Origin of the sequence: Paraburkholderia aspalathi, assembly GCF_900116445.1 — a bacterium.
Lineage (GTDB): Bacteria > Pseudomonadota > Gammaproteobacteria > Burkholderiales > Burkholderiaceae > Paraburkholderia > Paraburkholderia aspalathi.
This window is the reverse complement of record NZ_FPBH01000005.1, coordinates 261,640-280,749: the sequence shown is the minus strand read 5'-3', so window position 1 is coordinate 280,749 and position 19,110 is coordinate 261,640. Positions and strand designations below refer to the sequence as shown.

The 19,110-nt window shown below is 61.5% G+C and carries 21 protein-coding genes; 8 read left to right on the top strand and 13 right to left on the bottom strand.

Going from position 1 to position 19,110, the window contains the following annotated elements:
* Window positions 1-2 precede the first annotated feature (2 nt).
* Window positions 3-2,618 carry a hopanoid transporter HpnN gene (hpnN, locus tag BM438_RS11065; RefSeq protein WP_093634319.1) on the bottom strand — a complete coding sequence of 872 codons (2,616 nt, stop codon included), beginning with the start codon at window positions 2,616-2,618 and terminating at the stop codon, window positions 3-5.
* 213 nt (window positions 2,619-2,831) lie between these two features.
* On the opposite strand from hpnN, the gene BM438_RS11060 reads away from it, so the two are divergent.
* Complete coding sequence (locus tag BM438_RS11060) at window positions 2,832-3,437, top strand: MlaC/ttg2D family ABC transporter substrate-binding protein (RefSeq protein WP_093634318.1); 606 nt, start codon at window positions 2,832-2,834, stop codon at window positions 3,435-3,437.
* 130 nt (window positions 3,438-3,567) lie between these two features.
* On the opposite strand, the gene hpnH is transcribed toward BM438_RS11060, so the two are convergent.
* Together hpnH and ispH are read right to left on the bottom strand one after the other, a co-directional pair.
* Entirely contained in the window at window positions 3,568-4,728 is a 1,161-nt protein-coding gene (gene hpnH / locus BM438_RS11055; RefSeq protein WP_093634317.1) for an adenosyl-hopene transferase HpnH, read from the bottom strand.
* A 10-nt stretch (window positions 4,729-4,738) separates the two neighbouring features.
* Complete coding sequence (gene ispH / locus BM438_RS11050; RefSeq protein WP_093634316.1) at window positions 4,739-5,683, bottom strand: 4-hydroxy-3-methylbut-2-enyl diphosphate reductase; 945 nt, start codon at window positions 5,681-5,683, stop codon at window positions 4,739-4,741.
* Between the two features lie 333 nt (window positions 5,684-6,016).
* Here ispH and hpnC point away from each other — a divergent pair, with 333 nt between their 5' ends.
* Together hpnC and BM438_RS11040 are read left to right on the top strand one after the other, a co-directional pair.
* A complete protein-coding gene (gene hpnC, locus BM438_RS11045; RefSeq protein ID WP_093634315.1) occupies window positions 6,017-6,883 on the top strand; it encodes a squalene synthase HpnC in 867 nt (288 codons plus the stop codon).
* Complete coding sequence (locus BM438_RS11040) at window positions 6,883-8,055, top strand: glycosyltransferase (RefSeq protein WP_093634314.1); 1,173 nt, start codon at window positions 6,883-6,885, stop codon at window positions 8,053-8,055. Before hpnC ends, BM438_RS11040 begins: the two co-directional genes overlap by 1 nt.
* 74 nt (window positions 8,056-8,129) lie before the next feature.
* Here the strand turns inward: BM438_RS11040 and BM438_RS11035 are convergent, their stop codons facing one another.
* Window positions 8,130-8,711: a hypothetical protein gene (locus tag BM438_RS11035; protein ID WP_093634313.1), complete on the bottom strand. Its 582-nt coding sequence runs from the start codon at window positions 8,709-8,711 to the stop codon at window positions 8,130-8,132.
* 132 nt (window positions 8,712-8,843) lie between these two features.
* On the bottom strand, window positions 8,844-9,854 hold the full coding sequence (gene hpnA, locus BM438_RS11030; RefSeq protein ID WP_093634312.1) for a hopanoid-associated sugar epimerase: 1,011 nt from the start codon (window positions 9,852-9,854) through the stop codon (window positions 8,844-8,846).
* A gap of 164 nt (window positions 9,855-10,018) precedes the next feature.
* Between hpnA and BM438_RS11025 the strand changes: the two genes are divergently transcribed.
* On the top strand, window positions 10,019-10,312 hold the full coding sequence (locus BM438_RS11025; RefSeq protein ID WP_093634311.1) for an acylphosphatase: 294 nt from the start codon (window positions 10,019-10,021) through the stop codon (window positions 10,310-10,312).
* A 109-nt stretch (window positions 10,313-10,421) separates the two neighbouring features.
* Here the strand turns inward: BM438_RS11025 and egtD are convergent, their stop codons facing one another.
* A complete protein-coding gene (gene egtD, locus BM438_RS11020) occupies window positions 10,422-11,405 on the bottom strand; it encodes an L-histidine N(alpha)-methyltransferase (protein ID WP_093634310.1) in 984 nt (327 codons plus the stop codon).
* Window positions 11,406-11,998: 593 nt separating this feature from the next.
* On the opposite strand from egtD, the gene rarD reads away from it, so the two are divergent.
* Window positions 11,999-12,895, top strand: coding sequence for an EamA family transporter RarD (rarD, locus tag BM438_RS11015; RefSeq protein WP_093634309.1), 897 nt, complete (start codon window positions 11,999-12,001; stop codon window positions 12,893-12,895).
* Window positions 12,896-12,924: 29 nt separating this feature from the next.
* Here the strand turns inward: rarD and BM438_RS11010 are convergent, their stop codons facing one another.
* Entirely contained in the window at window positions 12,925-13,464 is a 540-nt protein-coding gene (locus BM438_RS11010) for an Mpo1 family 2-hydroxy fatty acid dioxygenase (RefSeq protein WP_093634308.1), read from the bottom strand.
* Between the two features lie 91 nt (window positions 13,465-13,555).
* Here BM438_RS11010 and BM438_RS11005 point away from each other — a divergent pair, with 91 nt between their 5' ends.
* Both BM438_RS11005 and BM438_RS11000 read left to right on the top strand, forming a co-directional pair.
* On the top strand, window positions 13,556-14,266 hold the full coding sequence (locus tag BM438_RS11005) for a Crp/Fnr family transcriptional regulator (protein WP_093634307.1): 711 nt from the start codon (window positions 13,556-13,558) through the stop codon (window positions 14,264-14,266).
* 160 nt (window positions 14,267-14,426) lie between these two features.
* Window positions 14,427-15,044 carry a lytic transglycosylase domain-containing protein gene (locus BM438_RS11000; RefSeq protein WP_093634306.1) on the top strand — a complete coding sequence of 206 codons (618 nt, stop codon included), beginning with the start codon at window positions 14,427-14,429 and terminating at the stop codon, window positions 15,042-15,044.
* A 63-nt stretch (window positions 15,045-15,107) separates the two neighbouring features.
* On the opposite strand, the gene BM438_RS10995 is transcribed toward BM438_RS11000, so the two are convergent.
* The 5 genes from BM438_RS10995 to BM438_RS10975 all read right to left on the bottom strand — a co-directional run bounded on the left by BM438_RS10995 (window position 15,108) and on the right by BM438_RS10975 (window position 18,238).
* The gene (locus BM438_RS10995; protein WP_093634305.1) at window positions 15,108-15,992 is read right to left on the bottom strand and encodes a 4-hydroxy-tetrahydrodipicolinate synthase family protein; all 885 of its coding nucleotides are present in this window, start codon (window positions 15,990-15,992) and stop codon (window positions 15,108-15,110) included.
* Window positions 15,993-15,994: 2 nt separating this feature from the next.
* On the bottom strand, window positions 15,995-16,336 hold the full coding sequence (locus BM438_RS10990) for a hypothetical protein (RefSeq protein WP_093634304.1): 342 nt from the start codon (window positions 16,334-16,336) through the stop codon (window positions 15,995-15,997).
* A 301-nt stretch (window positions 16,337-16,637) separates the two neighbouring features.
* A complete protein-coding gene (locus BM438_RS10985) occupies window positions 16,638-17,009 on the bottom strand; it encodes a hypothetical protein (protein ID WP_093634303.1) in 372 nt (123 codons plus the stop codon).
* A gap of 226 nt (window positions 17,010-17,235) precedes the next feature.
* A complete protein-coding gene (locus BM438_RS10980) occupies window positions 17,236-17,496 on the bottom strand; it encodes a hypothetical protein (protein ID WP_093634302.1) in 261 nt (86 codons plus the stop codon).
* On the bottom strand, window positions 17,489-18,238 hold the full coding sequence (locus tag BM438_RS10975; protein ID WP_093634301.1) for a DNA/RNA non-specific endonuclease: 750 nt from the start codon (window positions 18,236-18,238) through the stop codon (window positions 17,489-17,491). The genes BM438_RS10980 and BM438_RS10975 overlap by 8 nt, the downstream gene beginning before the upstream one ends.
* A 66-nt stretch (window positions 18,239-18,304) precedes the next feature.
* Between BM438_RS10975 and BM438_RS45455 the strand changes: the two genes are divergently transcribed.
* The gene (locus BM438_RS45455) at window positions 18,305-18,442 is read left to right on the top strand and encodes a hypothetical protein (RefSeq protein WP_167378367.1); all 138 of its coding nucleotides are present in this window, start codon (window positions 18,305-18,307) and stop codon (window positions 18,440-18,442) included.
* 180 nt (window positions 18,443-18,622) lie between these two features.
* Here the strand turns inward: BM438_RS45455 and BM438_RS10970 are convergent, their stop codons facing one another.
* Entirely contained in the window at window positions 18,623-18,982 is a 360-nt protein-coding gene (locus tag BM438_RS10970) for a DUF3564 domain-containing protein (RefSeq protein WP_054034144.1), read from the bottom strand.
* Window positions 18,983-19,110: the final 128 nt, after the last annotated feature.

Here is a 19,110-nt window from a genome sequence, read left to right as displayed (position 1 = left end):
ACTTATATTCCTTTACGCTTCGCGCGACGTTGACGCGGCTTGCCCATCAGTACGGGTTGGAACACCACCGCGCCGATCAGGGTGCAAAACAACGAGAGTGCCAGCAAGCGTCCCATACTCGACGTCCCCGGATGATGCGACAGCCAGAGGCTCCCGAACGCCGTCGCCGTGGTCGCCGCGCTGAACAACACGGCATGCGTGAGGCTCGACTGCAAAAGGCCAGTCTGTCCGTTGCGCCACGCCATCACAAAGTAAATCTTGAATGCTACGCCGACGCCGAGCATCAGCGGCAGCGCAATGATATTCGCGAAGTTCAGCGGCATGCCGAATACCACACACAACTCCAATGTCACCAGCGCCGATACCAGCAGCGGAACCAGGGTGCGCAGCATATCGCTGACCCGTCGCAGCGCAATCCACAGCAGGACTGCAATCGACAGCAACGCATAGCCCGCGGCCTGCAGGAACGCCTTGATGATCGTGTCCGCGGAATTCAGGATCGAAATCGGGCCGCCGATCGCGTCCGGCTCCGCTTTCTTCACCGAGTGAACGAAGCGGGCGAGCATGGCGTCGTCGTTTGGATCGGTACCGGGTTTGACCTTCGGCGCGATGTCGACCAGCGCGCGGCCGTCTTTCGAAACCCAACTCGTGGAAATCTCCTTGGGCAGGTTGTCGCGCGTAATCTCGGTCGGCTGCAGCAGATCCGCCAGTTGCTTCAGCGCGATGCGCAGCGGCTCGGACATTGCGGTTTCGGCGCGATCGCGCGTGGCGGCGTCGGCGGCGGCCAGCTTTTGCAGCGTCGTGGACAGGTGCTGGGCTTCGGCGGCGCCCGGTCCCGGGTGGTCGTCCGCGGCGAGCGAGAGCTGGTTCGAGGCGCGCTTCAACGCGGCGACGCGTACCGCGTCTGTGGCTTGAGGCGCGGGCTGCTGCTGCAGCGCGGGCAACAGCTGCTGCGCGGCACTTGCAACCAGCATCAGCTTCTGCTGCTGCTCAGTCGGAATGAAGGTGCTCAGCGTGGTCACACGACCCACTTCCGGCAGCGCGCGCAGATGCGCGGCCTTCTGGTCCGCGTCGGCAAGCGTCGGCGCGAGCACATGGACGTTGTTGACCGCGGCTTCCGGCGAATCCTTCAACGACAGCAGCGTGGCCATCGATTCCGTATGCGGGTCTTTCAGATGCAGCGGGTTGAAGTCGAAGCGCAAATGCGTCAGCAAAGGTGTCGCGCCAATCACGACGATGAGCGTGCCGATCAGCACCGGTTTGCGGTGATGATCGAGGAAATCGTCGACGGGGGCGAGTTGCTTGAAGCCGGGCGAAACGGCTTCAACCGGCGGTTTGAGGATTTTCAACAGCGCCGGCAGCAGCGTCATGTTGGTGAAGTACGCGACGAACATGCCGACGCCAGCGATCTCGCCCAATTCCGACACGCCGCGGTAAGCCGTCGGCAGGAACGAGAAGAAGCTCAACGCGACCGCCACAGCCGCGAGCGTCAGCGGCACGCCAATGCTGTGCGCGGTATGCATGAGGGCGGCGGAAAGACGGTTGTCGCGAGTCCGCTCCTCACGATATTTGACGCCGAACTGCACGCCGAAATCGACCCCGAGCCCGACGAACAGCACCATGAAGGCGACCGAAATCATGTTGAGCGCGCCCACCAGCAACAGGCCGAGCGCCGCGGTGATCGCGAGCCCGACGAACAGCGTGATGAACACGGCGACGATCATGCGGCCCGAACGCAGTGCCAGCCAGAGAATCACCAGCACGACGATGAAGGTGCCGATACCGTTGAGCACGGCGCCGTCCTTGACCGATGCGAATTCTTCGTCCGCGAGCGGCTGTTCGCCTGTCAGACGGACCGTGGCGCCATAGCGCGCATCGAGGTGCAGCGATGCGGCCGTGGCGCGGATCGCTTTCGATGCGGTGGCGCCCGGCTCCAGCGCGTCGTAGTCCACGACCGGCTGCACCGTGACGAAAGCACGCGCCGGCTCCGTGGCGGCGCTCTTGTCGACCAGCGCGCGCCACGAGAACGCCGCTGGCTGGCCGGCCAGCACGCGATCGAGCGTGGTTGCGCTTTGCGACAGCAAATGACTCATGTCGGCCAGTTTCACCTGACCCAGCTGCAGCGGCAGCAGCAGGCTCGTGGTGAGGGTGCCGGCAAGGCCGGTCAGGCTCGGATCGTGCGCAAGAGCATTGACGAGCGGGCGGGACTGAACGAGCTGCGAGGTGGTGGACAGGACCTCATTGGTCGACGGGAACAGCAGTCCATTGTGTTCGAAGAACGGCCCGCCAGCGGGTTGCGAGACCGCGACGAATTCCTTCGGATCGGCTTTGAGCGCGGCGGTCAGGGCATTGGCGGCGGCGTCGGCAAACTCCGGGGCACGCGCTTCGACGACCACCAGCACGGTTTGGCCGCGATCCGGGAAGGCCGCGTCCATCGCATTTTCGAGCGCGGACCATTGCTTGTCAGTCTCGACCAGCTTGCTGATATCGGTGTTGATTTTGAAATTATGGGCAACGTAGAAGCCGCTCAAAACGGCGAGCACGAGCGACAGAGCGATGATCCGTAACGGATGACGCACCGAATAGGCGACGAGACGGACGATAGATGACTTCAGCATGTAGGCGGAGGTGGCCTTATCACGAGTGGTGTTTTTGACGAAAGTGCACAAGTATACAGAGCCGGAGCGACTCGGCTCCACTTCGGTAGCAAGTACGACACCCGGGCGGCGCGGCTGGGGGCGGGAACGCAATATCGGTATACTGGTCTATCTTGCTTTGGCTGCGGGCTTGCGAGCCTGCCGGCGCTTACTTCCTGGGGTTTTGGCGAGCGTATGAAACGTTATCTGTCTGCTTTTCTGGCTGCGGCCGTGGTGTCCACTGCGGCCTATGCGCAAAGCGCGCCTGATGCGGTGGTGAAGGGTGCCGTCGAAGGCACGGTGGCCGCGATGAAGGCCGATCCGCAGGCGCGCGGTGGCGATATGGCGAAGATCACCGAGCTGGTTCAAACGCGCTTCGTACCGGCTACCGATTTTCAGCGAACCACCCGGATCGCGGTAGGGAAGGCATGGAGTACGGCGACCCCCGAGCAGCAGAAGCAGCTCTATGACCAGTTTACGCTGCTGCTGGTGCGCACCTACGCCGCCTCGCTGTCGCAGTTGCGGGATCAGGACGTGAAGTTCAAGTTCTTGCCGGTCAATGTGCCGGCCGGCTCCAAGGACCTGGTGGTGCAGTCGCACGTGCTCAGCAATGGCGGCGACGATGCCATCGATTACCGGCTGACCAAGGGCGCTAACGGCTGGAAGATTTACGACATCAACATGATGGGCGCCTGGTTGATCCAGGTGTATCAGACGCAGTTCGCCGATCAGATTTCCAAGGGCGGCGTGGATGGGCTGATCAAGTTCCTGACTGCGCATAACGCACGAAGCGCGGGCTGACCACGGGCTGACATATAGCAGCGCAAAAAAGAAAAAGCGCGGTGGCAATCAGGCCACCGCGCTTTTTTTCTACCTAAGGTGTACTTCATGGGGCGGATAAAACGGCCCTAAGCCGCCCCAGGCACAGCGCTTAGTGTGCGGAAGCGGAAGCCGCCGTCTGCACCTTCTTACCCGTTCCAGCGCGCCCGATTTCCTCGAGCTTGATCTCGACGTGCCGCGAGAACACGTACTCAGCCGGACGCTGCTTATCCAAAGCAATATCTTTGGTGAAGGCACCCGAAGTCTTCGGGCCGCGCAGGCTGACCTTCAACGCCTTCAACGGGTGCGCCACCGTATCCATCACGGCAGTCGCCTCAAAGCCGCAGTGCACCATGCAGTCCGCGCACTTCTCGTAGTTGCCCGTACCGTACTTTTCCCACTCCGTGGTTTCCATCAATTCCTTGAAGGTCTTCACGTAGCCTTCGCCGACCAGGTAGCACGGCTTCTGCCAGCCGAACACCGTACGCGCCGGGTTGCCCCAAGGCGTGCACTCGTACGTCTGATTGCCGGCCAGGAAGTCGAGGAACATGCCCGACTGGCTGAACGACCAGTTCTTGCCGTTGTTGCCGCGCTTGAAAATCTCGCGGAACAGTTGCTTGGTCTTGTCGCGGTTCAGGAAGTGTTGCTGATCCGGCGCGCGTTCATACGCATAACCCGGCGAGACGGTGATGCCGTCCACACCCATCGGGCCGAGCGTGTCGAAGAACGCGGCGACGCGTTCCGGCACAGCGTCGTTGAACAACGTGCAGTTGATGTTCACGCGGAAACCGCGGCGCTTCGCTTCCTTGATGGCGGCGACAGCCTTGTCGTACACGCCTTCCTGCGATACCGAGTGATCGTGCGCTTGTTGATCGCCGTCGAGGTGAACCGACCAGACGAAGTACGGATTCGGCTCGTAGTCGTCCATCTTCTTTTCCATCAGCAACGCATTCGTGCACAGGTACACGAACTTCTTGCGCGCGATGATGCCCTTCACGATCTGCGGCATTTCCTTGTGCAGGAGCGGCTCGCCGCCTGCAATCGAAACGACCGGTGCGCCGCATTCGTCGACTGCGCCAAGGCATTCTTCGAGCGACAGACGCTGATTCAGGATGGGATCCGGATAATCGATCTTGCCGCAGCCATTACAGGCAAGATTGCAGCGGAACAGCGGCTCCAGCATCAAGGCGAGCGGGTAGCGTTTGTTGCCAGAGAGATGCTGACGCATGATGTACGCGCCAACCCGGACTTTCTGTAGCAGCGGAATAGACAAGACGTCCTCCTTAAACTTCGCGTGCAGCGAGTGGTTGCATCAGTTTCGATGGCAACTTGAATTCGACTTTCTCTTCACGGCCCGCCATCGTCGTGACATCGACGGGCCCCAATGCGCGCAGCGCATCGATTACGTTCATTACCATCTCTTCCGGTGCTGACGCACCAGCCGTGATGCCGACGGTCTGCACGTTCGCAAACCACTCCGGCTTCACTTCCGAACCGTCGGCGACGAGATAACTCGCCACACCGGTCTCGCTGCCGATCTCACGCAGCCGGTTCGAGTTCGAACTGTTGGTTGCGCCTACCACCAGCAGCACCTCGACCTCTTTGCTCAGTTCGCGCACCGCCGCCTGACGGTTTTGCGTGGCGTAGCAGATGTCGCGCGTGTCGGGACCGACGATGTCGGTGAAACGGCGCAGCAGGGCATCGATAATGCCACGTGTGTCGTCGACCGACAGCGTGGTCTGCGTGACGTACGCAAGCGGCGTATCGAGCGGCAGGTCCAGAAGCGCGACTTCAGCCTCGCTTTGCACCAGCAGCACCTTGCCTGGAATCTGGCCGATCGTGCCTTCCACTTCCGGATGGCCCGCGTGGCCGATCAGGATCAGGGTACGACCCGCCGCCACATATTGGCGCCCTTGCACGTGGACCTTGGTCACGAGCGGGCAGGTCGCGTCGAGCACGTCGAGGCCGCGCTGCTCCGCGTCGCGCTCGACGGTTTGCGCGACACCATGCGCGCTGAAAATCGCCACGGCGCCGTGCGGCACCTCATCGAGTTCTTCGACAAAGCGCGCGCCTTTCTGGCGCAGGTTATCCACCACGTGGCGATTGTGAACAATCTCGTGGCGAACATACACGGGCGCGCCGTGTTGCTGTAACGCGCGATCGACGATCTCGATTGCACGTACAACACCCGCACAAAAGCCGCGGGGCTGAGCAAGGATGACTCGCATAAATTGGCGAACTCCGACTGACGCGGGTTTCGAAGAAGTCGGTAATTATGACTTTATCGCCGCGATCATCTATTTAGTTGACGTCTTGAGCCCCGGCTGCCAGCCGGTACAGCAAAACCAAACGCGCATTCTAACGCTATCAGGCCGGCTTTGCTTTGGCGTACCCGCCAGGGTGTTGGGACCGCGCCGCACTGCGGGCTGCGGCCCGGCGCCGCCCGCGTGGCGCAGGTGGCAATGATTACACTCTGCACCGGTTTGGCGGAACCCTTAAACTACGTGGTCCTGCGGCACGTATCGGCTGCCGCATTACAAAAAGGTTTCGAGGCTCGCTGGATGGACGTCGATCAATACGAAAACTTTCCGGTCGCGAGCGTGCTGCTGCCAAAGGCGCTGCGCGCGCCTATCGGCATTATCTATCAGGTTGTCCGCACCGCTGGCGACATCGCCGATGAGGGCGACTGGAGCCCGGCCGAGCGGCATGCCCGCCTCGCCGACTTCCGCGCCGGGCTCGACGCGGTAGCGGAGGGGCGCGCGGCGCCCGTGCACCCGCTCCTGTTCGGCAAGCTCGCCGGCGTGATCGCGCAGTATAAACTGCCGCTCGCGCCGTTCTACGATCTGCTCCACGCCTGCGGTCAGGACATCGACACCCGCCGTTACGCGGACCGCTCCGCCTTGCTCGACTATTGCCGCCACTCGGCTAGCCCGATCGGGCATCTGATGCTGCATCTGGTGGGCGCCGCCACGCCGGAGAATCTCGCCGACGCCGACGCGATCTGCACGGCTTCGCAACTGATCAGCTTCTGGCAGGACGTCGCCGCCGACTGGGAAAAAGATCGCGTGTATCTGCCGCTCGCGGATATGCGGCGCTTCAACGTGACCGAGGCTCAGATCGCGCGAGGTGTCGTCGACGAAGCCTGGACGAAGCTGATGGCCTACGAAATTTCGTTCGTGCGAACCACGCTGGTACGTGGCGCGCCGCTCGCGTTGCGGATTCCAGGGCGCTTGGGAATCGAGCTGTGCGGCGCCATCCATGGCGGTTTGCGGATCCTCGAACGGATCGAAAAAGCCGGCTACGACGTGTTTCGCGAGCGGCCGGTACTCAACACATTTGACTGGTGCGTCGTCGCGGTACGCACTGTGGTGATGCGCCTGTCGCGGCGCGTCGGCGTAGAAGCCGGTTCACTCGAGGGTAATGCTTAATGGCGGTGGTTCTGTTTCTCCTTTCGTGTCTTTCCCTGCTGATCTGGTGTGTGTTGCTGTTTGCGCGCGGCGGTTTCTGGCGGGCGCGGCCCGCCGCGCCGCTCACGCTTGAGCCGCGCGAAACATGGCCGGCGGTCGCCGCCGTGGTGCCGGCACGCAATGAAGTCGATGTGATCGCGCAAGCGGTCACCACGCTGCTCGAGCAGGACTATCTGGGCGAATTTCACGTGATCGTGGTCGACGACCACAGCACCGACGGCACCGCCGACGCCGCTCGCGCGGCCGCGTTGCAACTGCAATGCCCCGATCGTCTGACGGTGCTGAGCGCGAAGCCGCTGCCGCCGGGCTGGTCCGGCAAGGTGTGGGCGCAGTCGCAAGGTATCGAGGCGGTGCGCACGCTTGGCCTGCCGGCCGATTTCCTGCTGCTCACCGATGCCGACATCGGCCATCCCGCCGACGCCGTCGCGCAACTCGTCGCCCGTGCGGATGCGGAAAAGCGCGACCTCGTCTCGCTGATGGTCCGTCTGCGCTGCGATTCGTTCTGGGAGAAGGCGCTGATCCCGGCCTTCGTGTTCTTCTTCGCCAAGCTGTATCCGTTTTCGTGGGTCAACAACCCGCGCAACCGAACGGCCGCGGCGGCGGGCGGCTGCATGCTGGTGCGGCGCAGCGCGCTCGAAGAGGCGGGTGGCATCGAGTCGATTCGCGCCGAGTTGATCGACGATTGCAGCCTTGCTGCGCGTATCAAGCATCGCGGCACGGGGCGTCATCCGATCCGCCTCGATGTGGCGGCGCGCAGCGTGTCGTTGCGTCCTTACGATAGCTGGCGTGAGATCTGGAACATGATCGCGCGCACGGCCTTTACGCAGCTGCATTACTCGCCGCTGTTGCTGGCCGGCACGCTGTTGGGCATGACGATCATCTACCTGGTGCCGCCGGCGGCCGCGCTGGTGCTCGGACCTCAGGGCGCGCCCGCGTGGCTCGCCTGGGCCGCCATGTGCTGCGCGTATGCGCCGATGCTCAGCTACTACCGTCGCTCGCCGCTGTGGGCCCCGTTCCTGCCGCTGGTGGCGTTGTTCTATGTCGGCGCGACGTTTGCGTCGGCGGTGCGCTACTGGCGCGGCAAAGGCGGCCAATGGAAGGCGCGAGTGCAGGCGCCGGTGCAGGAGCGTTGAGACGCGCGTGCACAGGGATTGATCAGACAAAAAACGGCGCCCTCGGGCGCCGTTTTTTTATATCGACCTTTGCTTCAGCCCTTGGTGAGCATCATGTACATCTGGATCACCATGTCGGGCGAGAACGTGAACGGCACCCAGCCGTGACCGGTGTGGCGCATGACCAGCAGGCGGTCGCCATTCGACTGTTTCTGCACGGCCATGACGGGGTTCTTCGTCGACACGAAACGCCAGCCCGGCGGAATGCCCGGCGGCGGTTCCGGCGTCATCGAGGCGCGCGCGTTCGACAATTCCTCGATCAGCTGCCCGATCTGCTCGGCACGCAGCGCGACCATCTGGCCGCCGATCGTCATGGTGATTTCGTTTTGCGCGGGGCGGTTGATTTCGAGCGTGGGCTGCACCTGGGCGGCCGGCTCTTTGTCGGACGCCGCTGCTTCCGCCGCTATTGCCGCCGTCGTTGCCTCAGACGCAACAGTTTGCGTTTCTGATTCCGATGAGGCGTGATTCGCCGCTGGCGTTTCCTGCGCTGCCACCTCTGCGGTGTTTGCAGCGTGTGCGGGTGTCTCGGGGATGTTTTCGGCCTGCGGGGCCACGACAGCCTGGATGAGCTGATCGACGCCCATTTCCAGCGCGCCGAGCTGTTCGTGAAGATTCATGCGAGCTTTCTCTGGTAAGACCCACGATTTTAACTGCTGCGCGTAGGCTTTTACCTGTCGCAAACACAGTGACGTTGTAACAAAGTGCGTGCAGGCCGCACCGGATCGGCGCGACCTGCGTCAGCACTTTTATCAAGCCTTCAAATACCCGGCTTGCCTGAACCATTCGATCGCATCGCTCAAGCCCTCGCGATAGGGCCGGGCGCGATAGCCGAGCTCGCGTTCCGCCTTCGCCGAAGTGAAGTACATCTTGTTCTTCGACATCTTCAGACCGTCGACGGTGAGGAACGGTTCACGCTTGGTGATCTTGGCGACGGCTTCCGCGCCCGCGGCGAGCGGATAAAGCGGCCAGCGCGGCAAACTCAGCGTCGGCGCCTTGCGGCCGGTCAGCGCCGCGATATCCGCGAGCATCTGTTGCAGCGGCAGATTTTCGCCGCCGAGAATGTAGCGCTCACCGATCTTGCCGCGTTCGAGCGCGAGAAAATGGCCGGCGGCCACGTCGTCCACGTGCACGAGATTGAGCCCCGTGTCGACGAACGCGGGAATCTTGCCGAGCGCTGCTTCGACGATGATGCGCCCAGTCGGAGTCGGCTTGACGTCGCGCGGACCGATCGGCGTGGACGGATTGACGATCACGGCCGGCAGTCCGTCTTCGGCGATCATGCGCTCCACCGCGCGTTCGGCCAGCACCTTGCTGCGCTTGTATACGCCGATCGCCTGGTTGGCTTTGAGCGGCGAGGTTTCATCGGCGGACTGACCGGAACTGGTGACCTTCAGCGTAGCCACGCTGCTCGTGTAGACGATGCGTTCGACGCCTTCCTTCAGCGCCGCGCGCATGGTCGCCTCGGTGCCTTCGAGATTCGAGCGCTCGATTTCGCTCGGGTCCGGCGCCCACAGGCGATAGTCGGCGGCGACGTGCAGCAGATAGCGCACGCCGCGCAGCGCGTTGCGCATCGACGCTTCGTCGCGCATATCGCCCACGACGATTTCCGCATCCAGCGCCTCGACGTTTTTGCGCGGACTGGTGGCGCGTACCAGCACACGCACCTTGAAACCCTTCTGTTGCGCGATGCGCGCCACCGACGAGCCGACGAAGCCGGATGCGCCGGTCACGAGCACGAGATCGCGATTCTGTTCGGTCATTCTGTTTGATTCCCTGCGTGACAGTCGACGGATTGTACGTGTCGCGCGGGCCACGTGTCGCGCCGTGCGGCTCAGGCGTGCAGGGGAACTCAGAGAGACCACCGAGCAATGTTGCCGCGAGACGTCTAGAATGCCGGCTTGAAAGATTGCGACGAGAGGACGGCATGGCCCCGGATCTGGACCAGCGGATCGAAACATATTACGTGCGAGTGCGCGGCACCGTGCAGGGCGTGGGCTTTCGCCACGCCACCGTGCGGCAGGCTCACGCGCTCGGTATCAAGGGATGGGTGGCGAATCTCGACGACGGTTCCGTCGAAGCTATCTTGCAGGGCTCGGCCAACCAGGTCGACCGAATGCTGTCGTGGCTGCGTCACGGGCCGCCGGCGGCGCGCGTCACCGAAGTGACCGGCGAAGAGCGCGCGACCGAAAAGCGTTTCGAGCGGTTCGAGCAGCACTGAGCACTTGAGCTTCACGCAAAAAAGGCGGCGCGCCATCACCTCGATGGCGCGCCGCCTTGTCGTTTGCGCGTCCTGTTTGTCCGATTAGTCAGCCGATAACGCTTTGCGCCTAGCGCGCCACCAGCAAACTCTCAGCGAACCCCCATCCGTCTTCGATCCATTGATGGCTGCACACGAAGCCCGCATCGTCTGCAATCGCGGGCACTTCGTCCGCGCGGTACTTGTGGCTGCTCTCGGTCCAGATCGTTTCGCCCGCCTTGAGCGAGACCGTCAATTGCGCGGCGCCCACATGCGCGGTGACATCGCGCTTCGCACGCAAATGCATCTCGATGCTGCGCGCGTCCGGATTGAAGCGCGCGACGTGTTCGAACGCATCGAGCGGAAAGTCGCCGTCGAGCTCCCGATTGATACGCGCCAGCAGATTCAGATTGAACGACGCGGTTACGCCGACCGAATCGTCGTAGGCGGCCACCAGCACCGGTATCGGCTTGATCAGGTCCGTGCCGAGCAGCAACGCGTCGCCGGGCGCGAGCATGTTGCGGATATCGCGCAGAAAACGCGTCGCTGCGAGCCGGCCGAAATTGCCGATCGTGCTGCCAAGAAACAGCACGAGTAAGCGTTCGTCCGCCGCGCGGTCCTGGCTCACCTCGGCGAGTCCGGCCAGGTAATCGCGTTCATAACCGACGATCGAAATCCGCTCGATGTCGCCAAGTTCGCGCCTGCACAACTGCAACGCGCTGCGCGAAATTTCAATCGGGAAGTAAGAAGTGGGGCGCTTTTTACACAGCGCTTCCAGAATGCGCCGCGTTTTGCGGCCGCTCCCACTACCCAGTTCGGCGACGGTCACGTCGTGCGGCAGATGCGCGACGATGTCCGCTGCGTGCTTCGCGAGCAGGCGTTCCTCGGCGCGTGTCACGCCGTATTCGGGCAGCACGGTGATCACTTCAAACAGCGCAGAACCCACTTCGTCATACAGATACTTCGACGGCAATTCTTTTTGCGGCGTATGCGTGAGTCCGGCGCGTACCTCGGCGGCAAACGTGGCGCGGAGTAGGTCGGGCGATGCGTCGTGCGATAGGGCTGGCTGGGTCATGCTGGCTCCAGTAGTCACATTCGATGTGCGGGATTGCTGGCCGGGCGGCGGCAGGTGCAACGGAGCGCAGTTGCTTGCAGTTGCGCGCAGTTACCGTATGCCGCGGGAAAGAAGGGCGGGCTCGGTCCGTATGGACTGCCTATGCCGGCCCGGCTCATTGATGCTGTGATGACAGTTGAAAATGACGCTTGCGACGGATATCCAAGATGTCTCAGATGACGTTGCAAACGATGCCGCTAGACTTCATAGCAAGATTCGCGCTTGCGCAACTGCGCTGAAACTTGCCGGCGTTGCAACTGCGGATTCGCCTGTCGCGCATGAAGTTATGTTCTAGTGCATCGGCGCGCGATGCGCACGGGAAAAATTGCTATTGGCTGCAAAGAGCGAACGGGCACGTTGTTCGGGAACCCGTCTAGAATGCCGGCTTGCATCGCATATCGAAGATAAAAACGCAGCGCTTGATACGCACTGCCCGCCGTACTGCCTGCTTGTGAGACTCTACTTCCAATGACAATAGCTCGAGGCACGCAGCCGTATGCTGCGCCGCACACACCTGAATCTGCATCCAAAGCGATTGCGCCACGGGCCGCGCAATGAACCAGTATGACCCAAAGCGCGCTATCGCGTTGTCGGTGGGCGCATCGGCAATGTTTGCTTTACTGTCGGCTTACGCCAAGCTGCTTGCGCCGTTGAGCGGCCTCGACATCTTCGCGTGGCGTATTGTGTGGACTGTCCCCGGGGCGCTATTGCTGATCGTGTTGCGCAAACGCCTGCCGATTCTCCGGCAACTTCTTTACCGCATGGTGACGGAGCCGACGCTCGGCGCGGCGATGGTTGTCAGCGCGGCGTTGCTTGGCGCGCAACTGTGGGTGTTCCTTTGGGCGCCGCTGCACGGGCGCATGCTCGAAGTCTCGCTCGGCTATTTTCTGCTGCCGCTGGTGATGGTGTTGGTGGGCCGCTTCTACTATCGCGAGAGCCTCGACGGTCTGCAGTGGCTCGCTGTTATTTGCGCGGCATTGGGGGTTGTGCATGAACTGTGGATGACGGGTGCCTTTTCGTGGCCCACCTTGCTCGTCGCACTCGGCTATCCGCCGTATTTCGTGCTGCGCCGCAAAATCAACCAGGATTCGCTCGCCATGTTCACCGTCGAAATGGCGTTGCTGTTGCCCGCGGCGGCGGTGTTCATCGTTATCGGTGGTTCGTTGACGATGATCGGCGGCCGTATCGACATGTGGTGCTTATTGTTGCCGGGACTCGGCGCGCTCAGCACCATTGCGCTGGCTTCGTATCTGAAGGCAAGCCGTTTGTTGCCGGTCGCTTTGTTCGGCATTCTTGGCTATGTCGAACCGGTGTTGCTGGTGTTCGTCTCGATCACGCTGCTTGGCGAGACGCTCAGCGCCGCGCAGTTAGCCACGTATGTTCCGATCTGGATGGCGGTTGCGCTGACGGCCTTGCATAGCGTGCGGCTCGTTCGGTTTGCGCCGCGTTGAGTTTCGGCCACTGGATCACATGCCGCGGTTCAGCGATGCGCTGCCGCACGATCCGCATTGATACGCGTTGCGCCGACCTGTTCCTCGATCGCTTCGCGCAGCGCCGGCCGCCAGCCAAAACCGAACAGCGCTTCAGCGAGTACGAATAGCGGCCCGATCAGCAGACCGATCACATCGTCGACAAATGCCGGCTTGCGATGTTCGTAGGCGACGTGGCCGATGAACTGAAACACCCAGCCGATCACGAAGAGTCCGATGCCGGAGGCGAGCCAGGTGAGGGTAGTTTGCGCAGCGAGCCACTGTCCGCACGCGACGCATAGTATCGATACGACTGCCATCATCACGCCGAGCGGCACATCGAGTACGAGGTAATAAACGGTCGCCGCAGCAAACAACACCCACGCGGGCGACAAGGCAAGTGGCAACGCGCCGAAGCTGAAAGCAGGCCGGCTCAACAACACCGCCAGCGCGAGCACGATCATCGGAATGCCGATGAAATGCGTGGCGATATTGCGCCGGTCTCGATGGTAGGCCGCGTATTGCGTAAGCTGTTGCGTCAGCGTTCTCATGGATGCCGCTCCTCAATCAAAGCCAGCATAATCGCGGGCAGCGGAATTTGAAACCATCGGGTAGCCGACAATCGGGCACGGATACCGTTCTATGACTGCGAGTTTTTCATCGAATGAGCTTGCCGTGCTGCTTGAACGCAGCACGTGGTTTCGCTCGGCGCCCGCTGCCATGCGGGCTCAGCTGATCGAAGCGGGGCGTGTCGAGCGCCTCGCGGCCGGTGAACGGCTGTTCACGCGTGGCGATTCCGACGACGGCCTCTACTGCGTGCTCGACGGTCTCGTGAGAATCGGCGCGGCCAGCTCGGCCGGCAAAGAGGCGTTGCTCGCGGTCATCGAGCCGGTCAACTGGTTCGGCGAGATCGCGCTGTTCGATAATCGGCCGCGAACCCACGACGCGTATGCCGAACGCGATTCCGAACTGTTTCATGTGTCGCGCGCCGCGCTTGCCCCACTGCTCGAACGCGCGCCCGAGTATTGGCATGTCTTCGGTTTGCTGTTGACGCAAAAGCTGCGCCTCGCTTTCGACGCCATTGAAGAAGCCGCGTTGCTGCCCGCCGCACCGCGCGTGGCGCGGCGCTTGTTGTTGATGGCAGGCGGCTATGGCGAACCCGGCGCATTGCGGCGCGTACTCAAAGTGCCGCAGGAGGATCTCGCGATGATGCTGGCCCTGTCGCGGCAGACGATCAATCAGGTGCTCAAGCAGTTCGAGACGCAGGGTGCGTTGAAGCTCGGCTATGCGGAAATCGAAATCACCGACGTGCAAAAGCTCAGGGCGCTGGCTGATCTGAATCCGACCGCGTGATCGCCGTGATCTACGCGCAAAGCGCGACCTTGCATCCCCTATACGTCCACTCACACGCCGCTGCATCTTTATAAGCATTTTACGGCGCACCCCTATTTCTTTGGCGATTCGCTACACCAAGCCCGGTAAGGTCGATGTACCCCGGTCAGGAAGCGAACCTATGCATGGAAATAGCGCTCTGGATGGTGTCCAGGTACAACGAAATCTTCGCCGCAAAGCCGGCCTGAAGGTGATGTTCGCGGCGATCGTCTTCTCGTTCGCAGCGGCATCGCACGCCGCCGCCGCGCAGTCGGCGTTGCCATTGCCGTTAGCCACTCCAATTGTCGCGAGCGACGCAGCGCCTGATGCCGGCTTGCCGGCGCTCAGCGATATCACCGCCATGCTGCGCGCGCAGTTTCGCGTTGCGCCATTGGAATCCATGAAGATCGCTCGCGCGGTATTGATCGAAGCCGAGCGTCAAGCCATCTCGCCGGTCTTGCTGCTTGCCGTGATGTCGGTCGAGTCGAGTTTCGATCGCCACGCGGTCAGTATCGCGGGCGCGCGAGGGTTGATGCAGGTCTTGCCCGCTGCGCATCCGCAATTGATTGCGGGCACAACTGACTTATCCGATCCGGCAATCAATGTGCGGATCGGCTCGACTATTTTGCGCGGCTACCTCGATCAAAGCGGCGGCGATCTCGACGCCGCGCTCGTTCGCTACAGCGGCGGTGGCCGCGGTTACGCGCAACGCGTCGTGCTACGGATGCAGCGTCTGGACGCAAGTTTGCGCCACGAATGATGAACTCATTCGCGGCGCATTCCTCCTCGGGCCCTCTTGTCGTCGCTCCAGCTCTTTAGCGCTTTAGCTCATCGCTCCAGCAAACTCGGCACGCAGATCTTGCAACCTGTCGCGCGCGGTGCCGAGACGTTCGACGAGTTGTGCCGACGCGCGTGTGATCGGCATACGTGTTTCGTCTGTCATTGAATGATCGAATGCCAGCATTGCCTTGATCGCGGACGGATTGGGTGCGGCGAACAGCAGACGCAACACGGGCAGCAAGCTGGCGAACAGATTGCGCTCGTCCAGGTCGCGATCGACGCGGATCAATTCCTGTACGGCAACCAGCAGGTCCGCGCAAACATGTGCGCTCGCCAGAATCCCACCGGTGCCGCCGCTGTGCAGACAGTCGTCCAATGCTTCGTCGGTGCCGCATAGCACGCTGATCGACAGGCCGCGCAGCTTGCTGAAATGGTCCTTCACGCATTCCTTGATCGCGACGATGTTGCTGTATTCGACCAAACGCGCAACCGTTTCAGGCGCGATCGCCACACCGGTTCGATGCGGCACGTCGTACAGAACGATAGGGCGTTCGGTGGCGAGTGCGGCCTGTTCGAAATGCCATTGCACGCCGGCTTGATCCGGACATACGTACGAGGGTGGAGACACGAGATAGCCGGCGCAGTCCCAGCGCTCATAGCGCTGAATATCGTGCAGGACGTCGCGCGTATTGGCGCCGCCAACACCGATCAGCATCGGCAGACGGGAGCCGATCACATCGGTCAGCGCCTGCAAGACGGTGAGGCGTTCGGATTCCTGTAACAAAGCGGCTTCGCCCGTCGTGCTCAAGGCGACAAATCCGCTGATCTCCGTGCGCAGGTAATAGTCCGCGAGGCGCTGCAACGCGTCGACGTCGACTTCACCGTTGCGAAACGGGGTGACGATGGGCAGCCAGATTCCTGAGAACATGATTAGCGCGCCTTTGCGACGGCATGGCGGCGCTTCAATGGTCCGATGAGTGCTGCTGGGAGTGTCGAGATCAGCGTATGCAAGGTGAAGTCGAGGTCGTCGAGCGCAATGTCGAGTTGCACGCGCACTTCTTCGCGCACGGCTTCCGTGCTGACCACATACACGCCGAGCGGCGAATGAAGCAGTGTGCGGAGCTGGGTGCCGGGAAGATCGTGCGGGGGATGAGGCAGGGTGATCTGCAAGCGGGCGCGAGCCGCGGGGAAGGGGATGACATTGTTGCGCTGGACCGGCGGCGCGCTAAGCGGCTGCGTTTCGAATTTGTCGATTGATTGCGTGAGTGCCATTTGATGCGGCGTTCATTGACGCCATGGTTGATCAAGACAGTTCGAGATTAGACGTCTACGGGTAAACGCAGTGCAAAAATTGGGGTATCCGCTGAAAAAATCACGAGGACTAGATGAGTTGCTCGAATTGCATCAGCCAGCAGCCGTGCCGGTAATTTAACTGTGCGTGGGCTTCAACTCTGTCCATATGACACGCCCATAAAAAAAGGCGAGTCGTGAGACTCGCCCTCCCTGAACGGCAGAGTTCGGCTTCGATTAACTACAGATGCCTGGCCGGTGCATGCCGAATACCGATCACGTGTTATTGCGTTTTAGTCGTGTCGGTCTTTGCGCCGTCGGCTTTTGCCGGGGCATTGCTGGCCTCTTTCGCGCTCTCCGTCTTTGTCTTGCTTGCGCTTGTATCTACTGCGGTCTTCTTGGCGGCCTTATGGGGCTTTGCCGTGTGGCTGGCGGAAGCCTTCTTCACATGCGCCTTCGTCGCGGCCTTCGTCGGCGCTTTGGTCGTGGCGGCGCCTTGGTCCGTGGCGCCCGTTTGCACGGCGGTGCTCGCCTTCAGGTTCGCTTGACCCGCGGGTTGCGTTTGCGCAGGTTGCGCGGCCGCCGGTGCTGCGGTTTGTGCAAATGCGGTCGACACGACGAGAGCGGAAGCGAGAGCAGCGAAAAGCGTCTTCATGATGTAACTCCTGGTTAAACCGGTTGTTCTTTGTGTCGCGGCTGAAATGTTTCAGCGCTGCCGGTTTAACGTTGGCGGGAAGACAGCAGTTGACGATGCTCTGGTGACAAAACGTAACGGCGGATACATATCGGGGTCCTGAATCAACCCGAAGCGGTTTCGCGTTTCAGCCGCGAAGATAGCGGGGAAAGCCGTACCTTCGCGCCTGAGCGATTGCGCGAACGCACTATTGAAACGGATTCTGCACGACGCCCGGCTTCGTGTCCGGCTCGTCCTTCACTTTCGCCGGCAGATTGGTCTGTGCCTGCAGCGCGGCCACTACCGCATCGATCGCTTCCTTCAGTGCGAGTGCCGCCTTCAGTCCGCGTTGGTCCTGAGTCAACTCCAGCGTACCGTTCAGCACCACGCGCGTGGTGCCGTTGCTGACGGTGAGTGCATCGCCCTGGATGTTGAGCACGTCGTCATCGTTCGAATAGGGTTTAAACACCTTTTAGTCCTCCCGGCCGCTGATCTTTGAGATTTTCCGGAATGCCCGGAAAACGGATGCCCGATGTTGCTTCGAGTTCGTGAATCGTCCTGATGTCGTAGCGGTTGGTCGAGACGTTGTCCACGACTACCGCGAACGCCATCTGCCGCGACGGCACGTAGACCACCTTGAACAATTGCGTCGGCACAAAGACGCGCGTTGGTCCAATCGTCTGCAATTGCTGGCCACTGAAAATCGGTCCGGTGACGACATAGGTATCGTTGTACGACATCGCGATCTTACGCACCGACGTTTCGATACGCGCCCACAAGCGCTGATTGTTCTCGCGATTTTGCGGCACGACGTTCGCCAGCGAAAACGATTGTGCCATCGCTTCCTGATTCCAGCGATTGCCTGCCGGACTCATATGACCGCGATCGAAGCCGCTGCGTTTATAGTCCGCGAGCGTCGCGCCTTCACCATCGGGCAAGCGCGCGTCTTCGAAGAACTTGTTGGTGCGCACCATGTCTTTCGCGGCTTCGATATGGTCGCGCGTCAGATGTTCCGCGGACCACAACGGACCATGCGTGATACCCGAATGCAGCACCGCGAAATCGCTATAGCAAAGCATGCGCGCTTTCGGCGCCATCTTCTGATTGGACAGAACAGGCCATTGCGCATTCGGGGTGAACTGGGTGCAGGAAGGCGCCGCACTCGCGTGAGCGGCAACGGCGAACAACAGACAGGCAAACCACTTCTTCATGGGTGGGTCAGTTGAGGGATTGGGGGCGCAAGTATAGCGTCGCGAGCCTGTGTCGAGCGAGGTGGAATGCAGAAGAACATGAAGGGAGAAAGGGGCTTTGGCGCAGTGCCCGCAGCGATGAAAATGCAGCGAGCGGAAGAAGCCGAAGAAGCACGGCAAAAACCGCTGCACCAAAAAAAACGGGCCGCTTTGCAGCGACCCTAATGCGTGGAATTCAAACTCTACTCACGCAAACTTAAGACGGACTTAAGCGCGGAATGCGGAATGCGGAGTGCGAAAGCGTGGACCGACGGTCGAACGCGCACACGAACCCACCCGCCACGCCCGCAGGCGGCGTGTTTTGGATGAGTGGAAATTTCGACCGACGAAAAAAAGCGCCGAAACCTAATTGCCGAAAACACTGTGTTCGGCGTGCACGTTCTGCCGATCGACAGCTTGCAAGCGCCAGAAACCGCTGGCCGGCGCGCGTGTCGGCAAGGCTGTCCACGCTGCGGCACCTTGCGCCGCGCTCACGCGTTGTTTGCGATCGACATGCAATCCGCGCAACGTGCACAGCGGCGCATCCGTGCTCGGAGCACAGAGGGTCGTCACGCCATTGTCGTCGTGTAACTCGCCCCACGGGGGCAGATCGATCCCTTGATGCGCTTCCCTCGACCACCGATGTTCGTCGGTGTCGAGCCATAACACAGCGTAGTCGTGGCTGACGGTGGGATCGGAGCCGTTGATGAGGATGGTCAGGCGCATGGCAGCTCCGTACAAATTGCGAAGTAATGCTTTATCAGTCTATGTCGCAACGCGTGTTATGCAAGGCGAAAAGGTACGACGATCGGGCACGAAAAAAACTTACGCCCAGCGCGCACGGCTGTACGATA

Bases quoted from the DNA above. Each gene is read 5' to 3' on its own strand.
- hpnN (WP_093634319.1), bottom strand. From the start codon at position 2,618: ATGCTGAAGTCATCTATCGTCCGTCTCGTCGCCTATTCGGTGCGTCAT.
- BM438_RS11060 (WP_093634318.1), top strand. From the start codon at position 2,832: ATGAAACGTTATCTGTCTGCTTTTCTGGCTGCGGCCGTGGTGTCCACT.
- ispH (WP_093634316.1), bottom strand. From the start codon at position 5,683: ATGCGAGTCATCCTTGCTCAGCCCCGCGGCTTTTGTGCGGGTGTTGTA.
- hpnC (WP_093634315.1), top strand. From the start codon at position 6,017: ATGGACGTCGATCAATACGAAAACTTTCCGGTCGCGAGCGTGCTGCTG.
- BM438_RS11040 (WP_093634314.1), top strand. From the start codon at position 6,883: ATGGCGGTGGTTCTGTTTCTCCTTTCGTGTCTTTCCCTGCTGATCTGG.
- BM438_RS11035 (WP_093634313.1), bottom strand. From the start codon at position 8,711: ATGAATCTTCACGAACAGCTCGGCGCGCTGGAAATGGGCGTCGATCAG.
- hpnA (WP_093634312.1), bottom strand. From the start codon at position 9,854: ATGACCGAACAGAATCGCGATCTCGTGCTCGTGACCGGCGCATCCGGC.
- BM438_RS11025 (WP_093634311.1), top strand. From the start codon at position 10,019: ATGGCCCCGGATCTGGACCAGCGGATCGAAACATATTACGTGCGAGTG.
- egtD (WP_093634310.1), bottom strand. From the start codon at position 11,405: ATGACCCAGCCAGCCCTATCGCACGACGCATCGCCCGACCTACTCCGC.
- rarD (WP_093634309.1), top strand. From the start codon at position 11,999: ATGAACCAGTATGACCCAAAGCGCGCTATCGCGTTGTCGGTGGGCGCA.
- BM438_RS11010 (WP_093634308.1), bottom strand. From the start codon at position 13,464: ATGAGAACGCTGACGCAACAGCTTACGCAATACGCGGCCTACCATCGA.
- BM438_RS11005 (WP_093634307.1), top strand. From the start codon at position 13,556: ATGACTGCGAGTTTTTCATCGAATGAGCTTGCCGTGCTGCTTGAACGC.
- BM438_RS11000 (WP_093634306.1), top strand. From the start codon at position 14,427: ATGCATGGAAATAGCGCTCTGGATGGTGTCCAGGTACAACGAAATCTT.
- BM438_RS10995 (WP_093634305.1), bottom strand. From the start codon at position 15,992: ATGTTCTCAGGAATCTGGCTGCCCATCGTCACCCCGTTTCGCAACGGT.
- BM438_RS10990 (WP_093634304.1), bottom strand. From the start codon at position 16,336: ATGGCACTCACGCAATCAATCGACAAATTCGAAACGCAGCCGCTTAGC.
- BM438_RS10985 (WP_093634303.1), bottom strand. From the start codon at position 17,009: ATGAAGACGCTTTTCGCTGCTCTCGCTTCCGCTCTCGTCGTGTCGACC.
- BM438_RS10975 (WP_093634301.1), bottom strand. From the start codon at position 18,238: ATGAAGAAGTGGTTTGCCTGTCTGTTGTTCGCCGTTGCCGCTCACGCG.
- BM438_RS45455 (WP_167378367.1), top strand. From the start codon at position 18,305: ATGCAGAAGAACATGAAGGGAGAAAGGGGCTTTGGCGCAGTGCCCGCA.
- BM438_RS10970 (WP_054034144.1), bottom strand. From the start codon at position 18,982: ATGCGCCTGACCATCCTCATCAACGGCTCCGATCCCACCGTCAGCCAC.